General features: G+C 64.4%; 10 protein-coding genes. 3 read left to right on the plus strand and 7 right to left on the minus strand.

Annotated elements, in window-relative coordinates; genetic code table 11:
* Positions 1 to 30 precede the first annotated feature (30 nt).
* Genes ON44_RS10325 through ON44_RS51280 form a run of 3 tightly spaced genes read right to left on the minus strand, consistent with a single transcriptional unit; the run spans position 31 to position 1,344 of the window.
* Entirely contained in the window at positions 31 to 420 is a 390-nt protein-coding gene (locus ON44_RS10325; protein WP_245567092.1) for a YrdB family protein, read from the minus strand.
* 38 nt (positions 421 to 458) lie between these two features.
* Positions 459 to 989 (minus strand): RDD family protein, encoded by a 531-nt coding sequence (locus ON44_RS10330; protein WP_040688463.1) that lies wholly within the window; start codon positions 987 to 989, stop codon positions 459 to 461.
* 43 nt (positions 990 to 1,032) lie between these two features.
* Positions 1,033 to 1,344: a hypothetical protein gene (locus ON44_RS51280; protein WP_169338054.1), complete on the minus strand. Its 312-nt coding sequence runs from the start codon at positions 1,342 to 1,344 to the stop codon at positions 1,033 to 1,035.
* Here ON44_RS51280 and glnA point away from each other — a divergent pair.
* Together glnA and ON44_RS10340 are read left to right on the plus strand one after the other, a co-directional pair.
* On the plus strand, positions 1,243 to 2,679 hold the full coding sequence (gene glnA / locus ON44_RS10335) for a type I glutamate--ammonia ligase (protein ID WP_040688464.1): 1,437 nt from the start codon (positions 1,243 to 1,245) through the stop codon (positions 2,677 to 2,679). The two genes, ON44_RS51280 and glnA, sit on opposite strands and share 102 nt — an antisense overlap.
* A gap of 684 nt (positions 2,680 to 3,363) precedes the next feature.
* Positions 3,364 to 4,257 carry a tyrosine-protein phosphatase gene (locus ON44_RS10340; RefSeq protein ID WP_040688466.1) on the plus strand — a complete coding sequence of 298 codons (894 nt, stop codon included), beginning with the start codon at positions 3,364 to 3,366 and terminating at the stop codon, positions 4,255 to 4,257.
* A 169-nt stretch (positions 4,258 to 4,426) separates the two neighbouring features.
* Here ON44_RS10340 and ON44_RS10345 read toward each other — a convergent pair whose 3' ends face one another.
* Together ON44_RS10345 and ON44_RS10350 are read right to left on the minus strand one after the other, a co-directional pair.
* Complete coding sequence (locus ON44_RS10345; protein ID WP_040688472.1) at positions 4,427 to 4,978, minus strand: hypothetical protein; 552 nt, start codon at positions 4,976 to 4,978, stop codon at positions 4,427 to 4,429.
* Positions 4,979 to 5,021: 43 nt separating this feature from the next.
* A complete protein-coding gene (locus ON44_RS10350) occupies positions 5,022 to 7,229 on the minus strand; it encodes an elongation factor G-like protein EF-G2 (RefSeq protein WP_040688477.1) in 2,208 nt (735 codons plus the stop codon).
* 496 nt (positions 7,230 to 7,725) lie between these two features.
* Between ON44_RS10350 and ON44_RS48105 the strand changes: the two genes are divergently transcribed.
* On the plus strand, positions 7,726 to 8,349 hold the full coding sequence (locus ON44_RS48105; protein ID WP_157187099.1) for an ester cyclase: 624 nt from the start codon (positions 7,726 to 7,728) through the stop codon (positions 8,347 to 8,349).
* A 307-nt stretch (positions 8,350 to 8,656) separates the two neighbouring features.
* Here ON44_RS48105 and lipA read toward each other — a convergent pair whose 3' ends face one another.
* Together lipA and ON44_RS10365 are read right to left on the minus strand one after the other, a co-directional pair.
* Positions 8,657 to 9,673 (minus strand): lipoyl synthase, encoded by a 1,017-nt coding sequence (lipA, locus tag ON44_RS10360; RefSeq protein WP_040688480.1) that lies wholly within the window; start codon positions 9,671 to 9,673, stop codon positions 8,657 to 8,659.
* Positions 9,674 to 9,751: 78 nt separating this feature from the next.
* On the minus strand, positions 9,752 to 10,111 hold a 360-nt coding region (locus ON44_RS10365; RefSeq protein ID WP_444543890.1), incomplete at its 5' end, for a lipoyl protein ligase domain-containing protein.

Genomic DNA, 10,111 nt, shown 5'->3' on the forward strand with positions numbered 1-10,111 from the left:
GCATCCCATGGGATGCGGGCCTCGGCCTTTCTAAGGAGTCGTTCCGGTTCGCCCGATGCCGAGCAACCAGGTGATCCGGTCGTAGCCGATGGCGTGATAGACGACGAGCACCGCGGTGAAGACCAGCGCCCAGCGAGGCAGCCCCGCGAGCCAGAATGCCGCCGCGCCGCCGAACAGCACCACGATCTCGACCAGCAGACGCACCCAGCCGTCCACCGCGACCGGGGCATTTCCGCTGCGGCTCGGATCGCCGGGCACCGCGAACGTCCCCCAAGCCGCGGCGGCGGCAAGCGGCAGCAGGACAACCAGCACATAGCACCAGGGCGAATCGAACGCGCGCCAACCGCAGACCGCGAATGAGGAAATGGCGGCGAGTTCGAGGAACAGGCGGACCGCCAGCATGACCGGATTCAGAGACACCGCCGGAGCGTACTGTTCCGACGCCCCGCGCTGAGGCACTAGCGCGAGCGTACGACCGCGGTGCCGGTGGCGCGGTCATGCATGCCGCGACCGTCGGCGTCGGTGAACAGTGCCGGAACCACGAAGACCAGCAGTACCTGGCGAGCCAACGCGCGCACGAATCCGACGGCCACCGGCGCATCGACGCGGATGACGCGCAGGCGCAGGAAGTACTGGCCCGGCGTGTACCCGAACAACGACACCGCGACGATACCGATCACGAACCAGACGAGCAGATTGGGAGTAGTGAGGGCACTCACAATCGCCTCGAAGTTCGACGGGCGCGGCTTCCCGGCCGGAATATCCATCCCGGCGATGATCTTGTCCGGATTCGGCCGCACGATGATTGCGGTCACACCGAGCGAGATGAACCAGTCCACCACGAGTGCGACGATGCGCCGCAACATGCCGACCAGCGACCCGGCGCCCGAGCGCGGCAGACCCAGGTGCTGACCGGGGAACTCCGGGGTTGCCGGATCACCCGGATCCGCCGAGGGGCCGGAGAGCCAGGATCCGCTGATGCGTGCCATGACCCCTAGGATAGGCCTCTACGACCGGTCGTAGGACACCGCCTCAACCCAAGTTGACCTCGGCGGGCGCTGGAAAGAATGGCAGGACTACCATGCTGTTCGAGCCCAGGTGGCCTTCACCACCCGTCCAGCCGCACGTGTAACACTGGCGAAACACGGCCTTGATTGCTGGGAAACATCGCGTCCATAGCGTCTGGACGCGACGAACCCATGCAATCGACACTGGCTGGGAACCGATCCGTAAGGAGAACAAGTGACGTTCAGCACGGCCGACGAGGTCATCAAGCACATCAAGGAAGAGGAAGTCGAATACGTCGACATTCGCTTCAGTGATCTTCCCGGTGTGCAGCAGCACTTCTCGATCCCCGCGAAGGCTTTCACCGCTGACCTCGCTGAGGAAGGGCTAGCGTTCGACGGCTCCTCCGTCCGTGGCTTCCAGTCCATCGACGAGTCGGACATGCTACTGCTCCCCGACTTCAGCACCGCTCGGCTCGACCCGTTCCGTCAGGCCAAGACGCTGAACCTCAACTTCTTCGTGCACGACCCGTTCACCCGGGAGGCCTACAGCCGCGACCCGCGTAACGTCGCGCGCAAGGCGGAGGAGTACCTGCGCTCGACCGGTATCGCAGACACCGCGTACTTCGGTGCCGAGGCGGAGTTCTACATCTTCGACTCGATCCGCTACGACTCGGCCATGAACGGCGCCTTCTACGAGATCGAGTCGGTCTCGGGCTCCTGGAACACCGGCGCGGAGTTCAACCCGGACGGCACCCCCAACCGCGGCTACAAGGTCCGCAACAAGGGCGGCTACTTCCCGGTCGCGCCGTACGACCACTACGTCGACCTGCGCGACAAGATCTCGACCAACCTGCAGAACGCGGGCTTCGAGCTCGAGCGCGGCCACCACGAGGTCGGCACCGCCGGTCAGGCCGAGATCAACTACAAGTTCGGCACCCTGCTCGGCGCTGCCGACGACCTGCAGCTGTTCAAGTACATCGTGAAGAACACCGCGTGGGCCGAGGGCAAGACCGTCACCTTCATGCCGAAGCCGCTCTTCGGTGACAACGGCTCGGGCATGCACGTGCACCAGTCGCTGTGGAAGGACGGCAAGCCGCTGTTCCACGACGAGGCCGGCTACGCGGGCCTGTCGGACCTGGCGCGCCACTACATCGGCGGCATCCTGCACCACGCCCCGTCGCTGCTGGCGTTCACCAACCCGACCGTGAACTCCTACCACCGCCTGGTCCCGGGCTACGAGGCCCCGATCAACCTGGTGTACTCGCAGCGCAACCGCTCCGCCGCGGTCCGCATCCCGGTCACGGGCAACAACCCGAAGGCCAAGCGCATCGAGTTCCGCGCGCCCGACTCCTCGGGTAACCCGTACCTGGCCTTCGCCGCCATGATGATGGCCGGCCTGGACGGCATCAAGAAGAAGATCGAGCCGAAGGCCCCGGTCGACAAGGACCTCTACGAGCTCCCGCCGGAGGAGGCCAAGGGCATCCCGCAGGCCCCCACCAGCCTGGCCTCGGTCATCGACCGCCTCGAGCAGGACCACGACTACCTGACCGAAGGCAACGTCTTCACCCCCGACCTCATCGAGACCTGGATCAGCCTCAAGCGCGAAAACGAAATCGCGCCGGTGAACCTGCGTCCGCACCCGTATGAGTTCGAGCTCTACTTCGACGTGTAAGTCGTTGTGAGGCAAGGAGCCCCATCCGTTCGACGGATGGGGCTCCGTCGTTTTGCGGAGAGCTTTTGGTATAGGCGTACGAAGAGATGATGTCTGTGGCTGGTCGCAAACTGCCCTATTTCAGGTGACAATGCCGGGCGCGGTTGCAGGCTCGTTCTGACCGCCATTGGTCGCTTATCGGTGCGATGTCCGATCGTGATCCAGTGGTGGTAGTGATGTTTTCATTATTTGGCTGGCGAAATCACTTCGGCGGTCGTCGTTTGTTCGACGCTCACCACATGCCGATACCGAACCGCATCGTTCTTCCGCGCAGTGTGCAGCGGAGTCGAGTGTCACTGGCTGCAGGAGGGGCGTATGTGGCTGTGATGCGATGGCCCGGCCCCAGCTTTCTGTTGAAACTCGCAAGCAGTCCGCTCGAGCACTGGGCACGGCAACCGCTTCGCCGCACGCCGTAGTTGGGGGGTTGCAACTTGTTATGCCGCGCGGGCAATTTCGAGTAGGCATATACTTCTTAGATACTGCCGCAACCGATCTCGGATTTCGCTTGCGAGCTGGCTGCTTTTGCGTCAAAGAAAAAGTCTGAATCCCATTGAGCGGCATGCTGATACCGGTGAGTGGGGTAACTGCGGCGGGATCGGTGGGAAGTGACGCACCAGGTGCGGATGGGTTCTACTGTCCCGCGCCATGAGGATTTCACTTGTTTCACTTATTGGGGCCGCCGCGGCGGCATTGGCGTTGACCGTGACGGGGCTACAGCCTTCGGCGATGGCCGAGCCGGGTGTTGCGGCCGCGGTCGGCGGGAAGATCGATCTGCAAGGGGCGGTCAATGTTCGGGATATCGGGGGGTATCGGACGTATGACGGTGCGAAAGTCAAGTTCGGGAAGGTTATTCGGGCGGATTCGCTGGAGAAGCTGACCGACTCCGATGTGCAGAAGCTGGGAACCCTGAACCTCAAAGCCGTGATCGATCTGCGAACGCCCGCGGAGGTGCAGTTCGCCGGCGCCGACAAGGTGCCTGCGGGGGTGCAGAAGGTGGCGCGGCCGATCGATGACACCGGGTTGTTCCAACAGATGTTGGCGGCCATTCAGTCCCGGGATCCGCAGAAGCAGGAGGAACTGCTCGGGAACGGGAAGGCCGAGGAGATCATGGCGAACGTGTATCGCAGTTTCTTCACCGATGATTCGCGGGCGAAGTTCGGGCAGACGATTCGGGATCTGGCGGCGACCGATCGGGCGACGCTGTACCACTGCACATCGGGTAAGGATCGCACTGGTTGGCTGACGTATGTGGTGTTGCGGGCCGTCGGAGTGCCGGAACAGACTGCGCGGCAGGATTATCTGCTGTCGAATCAATATCGGGCCGCGGCGGATGCCAAGTTGCGCGAGCAGGTGAAGCAGGCGGGACTGATGCAGAATCCCGATCTGCTCATTCCGTTGCAAGAAGTTCGTGAAGAGTACTTGGATACCGCGATCGCTGCGATGGAACAGGCCTATGGCGATTTCGGGAAGTTCCTGGCGCAGGGCTTGGGTCTGGACGGCGGCACCCTCGTACAACTTCGGAAGAACCTGGTGAGCTAGCGAGAACGGTTCGGGCCCTTTCCTTTCCGAGGGAGCGGGCCCGAACCCGCGAGCTGCGGCGCAACCAGTCACGATCACGTACCCACTGCACACGATGTGTCGCACCACCATCCTGGCAATGGGCGTGTTGCTTGTGCGAACTCCGCACACTCTGTGCGACAGCAGAAGTTCAGATCGGGAGCACCATCTCGACCAGTTCCCATAGCGACACGCCTCCGGTGCCGAATGCCGTGACCAAGGCATAGGCGATGAGCGCGTCCTCCAGAGTCGGCTGTAGAACGGTTACCTTATGGTCGCGCGATGTGAACGGCAGCGCCCACACCACATCGATCTGATGCGTTCCGGTCAGCATGAACTCGCCGAGGACATGATCGCCGTGACCCCTCTGCCCCAGCATCAATGTGCTGGAGTGCAGATCCGTCGGCATCAGCCGCAAAATCTTGCCATCGACCTCGGCGACCGCACGATAGGTCCACCGGTAGTAGAAATGCCCGCGGCCGACGGTCAACCTGATGGGGCGATCATTGATCGATGCCCGCAGCCGCTTGGCTTTTCGCGTACCGATGGGAACGCGCTGACGAGTGCGCGGACCGATACGCTCGATGGTCACCGCGGTGCCATCGTCGAATACCGGTGTGGTGACTACTCTTTCGTCGGCCCGCGTGATCACGATCTTGCCGAAATGCTCGGTGTCGACGACGAAACGCTCTGGACTGCTCACCCGGCTCCTTCGACGCTAGCGAAACATCCTGTGGCGCTGGGTATCAGCCCGATTTCCTGGCCTGCTCGCGGACCGAGCCGGCCAGCGCATTCGGCATCGGTTCGTGCCGGATATACGAGCGCGTGAAATCACCCGCGCCATGTGAGATGGAGCGCAGATCTATTGCGTAGCGGGTGAGTTCGAGTTCGGGCACCTCGGCGTGGATGCGGGTGCGGCCGGCGCCGTGCGGTTCGGTACCGAGGACGCGTCCGCGGCGTCCGGACAGATCACTGAGTACCGGACCGACGTAGTCGTCGGTTACCACCACCCACACTTCGGCGATCGGTTCGAGCAGGTCGACACCCGCGGCGGCAGCGGCCTCGCGTAAAGCGAGCGCGCCCGCCGTCTGGAATGCGGCATCGGAGGAGTCGACCGAATGCGCCTTGCCGTCGAAAAGTGTCACGCGCATATCGACCAGCGGGTACCCGGCTGCCACTCCGCGCAGCGCCTGGGCGCGCACCCCCTTCTCCACTGACGGAATGAACTGCCGCGGTACCACTCCGCCCACCACTCGGTCGACGAATTCGATACCCGATCCACCCGGCAGCGGTTCCACTTCGATCTCGCAGACCGCGTATTGTCCGTGCCCGCCCGACTGCTTGACGTGTCTGCCCTTGCCGGTCGCCTTGCCCGCGAACGTTTCCCGCAGCGCGACCTTGTGATCGGTCACGTCGACCTGCACGCCGAACCTGGTGCGCAACCGCTCCAGCGCGACATCGCGGTGTGCCTCACCCAGACACCACAGCACGATCTGGTGGGTATCGGGATTCTGTTCCAGCCGGATCGCGGGATCCTCGGCCGCCAGCCGGGCCAGGCCGCTGGAGAGCTTGTCCTCGTCTGCCTTGCTGCGTGCCTGAATGGCGATGGGCAGCAGGGGATCCGGCATCTGCCACGGTTCGATCAGCAGCGGTGCGGCGGTGCCGGACAGGGTATCGCCGGTTTCCGCGTGACTCAGTTTGGTGACATAGGCGATATCACCGGCGATGGCCTGGCCGAGTGGGCGCTGCTGCTTGCCGAACGGTGCGGTGATGGCGCCGATGCGCTCGTCCACATCGTGGCTTTCGTGGCCGCGGTCCTCCAGGCCGTGACCACAGACATGCACGGTGTCATCGGGTCGCAGGGTGCCGGAGAATACGCGGACCAGCGAGACACGGCCGACGTACGGATCAGAGGCGGTGCGGATCACCTCGGCAGCCAATGCGCCATCCGGATCGCAGTGCAAGGTGGTCGGCGCCGCGCCGTCGGAGGTGGTGACCGCCGAGACCGCATGTTCCGATGGTGTGGGAAATCCGCCGGTGATCAGCTCCAGCAGTTCGATCGTGCCGAGGCCTTGTTTGGCCCCTTCCGGGGCGGGCGCGCCGAACAGGACGGGATGGAAGCTGCCCCGGGCGACCGCGCGTTCGAGGTCCTCGACCAGTGCCGCCAGCTCGATCTCCTCGCCGCCGAGATAGCGCTCCATCAGGGTTTCGTCTTCGCTCTCGGCGATGATGCCCTCGATCAGCCGGTTGCGCGCCTCCTCGAGCAGCGGCAGTTGATCGGCGGACGGTTCGCACTGAACCTCCTCGCCGGAGGAGTAGTCCGCGATGCAGTGCGGCAGCAGCTCGACCAGTCCGGTCACCGGGCGATGACCGTCCGGACTCTTCGGTCCGTACACCGGAAGGTGCAGCGGCAGAATGTTTTCCGAGGAACCGCCGCCGAGTACCTGTCGACAGGTTTCGGTCATCTCGTCGAATTCGGCGCGTGCGGTATCGAGGTGGGTGATCACGATGGCCCGCGGCATCCCGACCGCCGCGCACTCCTCCCACAGCGCGCGGGTCGCGCCGCTCACGGCCTCGGCGCCCTCTGCCGCGGAGATGACGAACAGGGCCGCATCCGCCGCCCGCAGACCTGCGCGCAGCTCACCGACGAAATCGGCGTATCCGGGGGTATCCAGCAGATTGATCTTGATCCCGTGCCACACCATCGGCACCACCGACAGCTGCACCGATCGGTGCTGGCGGTGTTCGATCTCGTCGTAATCCGATAGCGACGTTCCGTCCTCCACCCGGCCCGCGCGATTCACCGCGCCCGCCGTGAGCGCCAACGCCTCCACCAACGTGGTCTTACCCGACCCGCTGTGCCCGACCAGCACTACATTCCGGATGTCCTCCGGCCGCTGCGCCGTCACAGCCTTACCGTTGGTCCCTGCGGACGCACTCGCTTTCTCGACCATGTGTCTCGCTTCCTCGGTCGACACCTACGGTCCTTCGAGCTTCCCACCAGTGGTCGCATCGCGTGCACGGATCGGGCGATCCGATGTGTTCGAGTGCGCGTGAGGTGGCGTACACGTGGGGTTCACGCCGGGTGCTACGCATGGTCCTCGGCCCTGCCGTGCCAGAGCGAGTTCAACCGCCGCGTCCGCTGGCTGTAGGGGCGTTCGAGCAGCTGCGCGGCCATCTGGAACGTGAGTTAACTAGACACTAGCTCTATCTGCTCGTTCTGCTCGATCCGTGCAGCAGCCCGCGCCGGCGTCACCACGGTGTTCCTGTCCGAGGGCTCCTCTCGGTCGACCCAACCCAACTCGCTGAACTATCAAAGCGCAGGTAGATGTCGTGCGAGTGCGGTACAGGCTCGCAGCGGTCTCCGTTGTCCCCTTACCTCGGGCACGAAAGAGGCGCACAATGATTGCGATACACCGGCTTCAGGGTTTGTGGTCGGCGGGTAGCTGGATGTCCGCCGACGACATTCGGACGGGCATCCGTCGTGATGAAAGCGTCCACATACTGGTTGCGGCGCCTGGATCCGCTGCTGGCATCGCGGCCGCGCTCCACACCACACTCAATGCCGGGCACTGCGAATGCTGCCTGTATCGACTATGGCCGCCGCCGGTTCGGCACTATCGATCGAAAGGAAGCGCCATGTCAGAGCAGAACAAGGCCACCGCCAAGCGCATCCTCGACGCATGGAACATGCGAGACCTCGACGTATTCGACGAGGTGATTGCGGCTGACTGCGTCAACCACGATCCACAGAACCCGTTCGCCGATATCCACGGCCCCGACGGGTTCAAAAAGCTCGTGCAAATGTATCTCGCCGCGTTCTCGGATCAACGGTTCTTGGTCAACGAGCAGATCGCCGAAGGCGATTTCGTCACTACCCGATGGACGGGGACAGGCACCAACGACGGTGAGATGATGGGCATGTCCCCGACAGGCAAATCAGCGGTCGTTCAGGGAATCACGATCAATCGCTTCCAGGACGGCAAGATCGTCGAAAACTGGGCATGTTGGGACACGCTCGGGATGATGCAGCAACTCGGTGTCGTCCAGTCGGCGCACTCGGCAACAACCTGACTCGCACCGCATCCTCGCTGCGGTTGGATAAAGTCAAGTGCGGCAGTGAAATCCGAGTCGGCGGTCGTATACGCCGCCAGAATTCGGCGGCTCGTCCGCGCGGCTGCTGCTTTCGACGCTGTCTCCGGGCGAGAAGACTCGACTCGATTCCTCAGGGGCGCCGGCTTCCTGTCGACCGAGAACACCTGAATTCCGCACCCGAGGCCGCGAATCCAGTCGCGGCGCTCCGCGTTCGATCGAGATCATTGCAGCCACTGGCGATCGAACCCAGCAGCGTAGCCACCTGGTTCGATCGCCACAGCGACGGTCAGCTGCCGAAGCGGGCCAACACGGAGCTGGCCTCCTGGGATGCGGTGCCCTCCGCTGCGAGATGTGCCATGGCCGGGGAGATTTCGCGGCCGTGGTGGGCCATTGCCTGGGCGTAGAGACGGCCCGCGCGGTAGGAGGAACGGACCAGCGGCCCGGCCATGACACCGGCGAAGCCGATTTCCTCGGCCATGCGGGAGTGCTCGACGAATTCCTCCGGCTTGACCCAGCGGTCCACCGGGTGGTGGCGCGGGGAGGGTCGCAGGTACTGGGTGATGGTGAGGATGTCGCAGCCGGCCTCGTGCAGGTCGCGCATGGCCTGGGTGACTTCCTCGGGGGTTTCGCCCATACCGAGGATCAGGTTCGACTTGGTGACCAGGCCGTCTTCGCGGGCGGCGGTCAGCACGGCGAGGGAGCGCTCGTAGCGGAACGCCGGACGGATCCGCTTGAAGATGCGCGGCACCGTCTCCAGGTTGTGCGCGAGCACCTCCGGGCGGGCGGAGAAGACCTCGGCCAGCTGCTCGGGGACCGCGTTGAAGTCCGGGATGAGCAGTTCGACGCCGGTGTTCGGGTTCAAAGCCTTGATGGCGCGGACGGTTTCGGCGTAGAGCCAGGCCCCGCCGTCGTCGAGATCGTCGCGCGCGACGCCGGTGATGGTGGAGTAGCGCAGGCCCATCGCCTGGACGCTTTCGGCGACCCGGCGCGGCTCGTCGCGATCGAGTGCGGCCGGTTTGCCGGTGTCGATCTGGCAGAAATCGCAGCGGCGGGTGCACTGTTCGCCACCGATGAGGAAAGTGGCCTCACGGTCTTCCCAGCATTCGAAGATGTTGGGACAACCCGCCTCCTCGCACACCGTGTGCAGGCCTTCGCGTTTCACCAGGCCCTTGAGTTCGGTGTACTCGGGGCCCATCTTGGCTCGGGTCCGAATCCATTGAGGCTTGCGCTCGATCGGGGTCTCCGCGTTGCGCGCCTCGATGCGTAGCAGTTTGCGTCCTGCCGGTGCTGAAGCTGAGGTCACTCGATCGACCTTACGCCTGCCGTGCGCCGCCGTCGGATGCAGTCCATCACTGTCCCGGGCAACGCGATAGCAGCCGACTCATTCGGCCTTCGCAGGCTCCACGGCCGGTGCGGCGCGGACGATGTCGCGTGCGGTCACCGGGAGTTCGCCATTGAGCGCGCGGGTGATCGCAGCGGCCACGAGCGGCTTGACTTCGGCCACCGTGACTTCGCGACCGAGTTCGCGTGTCAGCGTGGTGACACCGGCATCGCGGATACCGCACGGGACGATCGCCTGGAAGCCGTCGAGCGCGGAATTGCAGTTGAGCGAGATGCCGTGCAGCGCGACGCCCTGCTGTACTCGCACGCCGATCTGGGCGACCTTGCGCTCGGAGTAGAGCTCGGTCGCGGCCAGCCAGACACCGGAACGGCCTTCGACCCGGCCGCAATCCAGGCCGAG

The organism is Nocardia vinacea NBRC 16497 (genome assembly GCF_000308835.1).
Classification (GTDB): Bacteria; Actinomycetota; Actinomycetes; order Mycobacteriales; family Mycobacteriaceae; genus Nocardia; species Nocardia vinacea.

What these genes read in the sequence shown, in the direction of transcription:
- ON44_RS10350 (WP_040688477.1), bottom strand. Translation starts at nt 7,229, where the DNA reads ATGGTCGAGAAAGCGAGTGCGTCCGCAGGGACCAACGGTAAGGCTGTG.
- ON44_RS10340 (WP_040688466.1), top strand. Translation starts at nt 3,364, where the DNA reads ATGAGGATTTCACTTGTTTCACTTATTGGGGCCGCCGCGGCGGCATTG.
- ON44_RS10330 (WP_040688463.1), bottom strand. Translation starts at nt 989, where the DNA reads ATGGCACGCATCAGCGGATCCTGGCTCTCCGGCCCCTCGGCGGATCCG.
- ON44_RS48105 (WP_157187099.1), top strand. Translation starts at nt 7,726, where the DNA reads ATGTCCGCCGACGACATTCGGACGGGCATCCGTCGTGATGAAAGCGTC.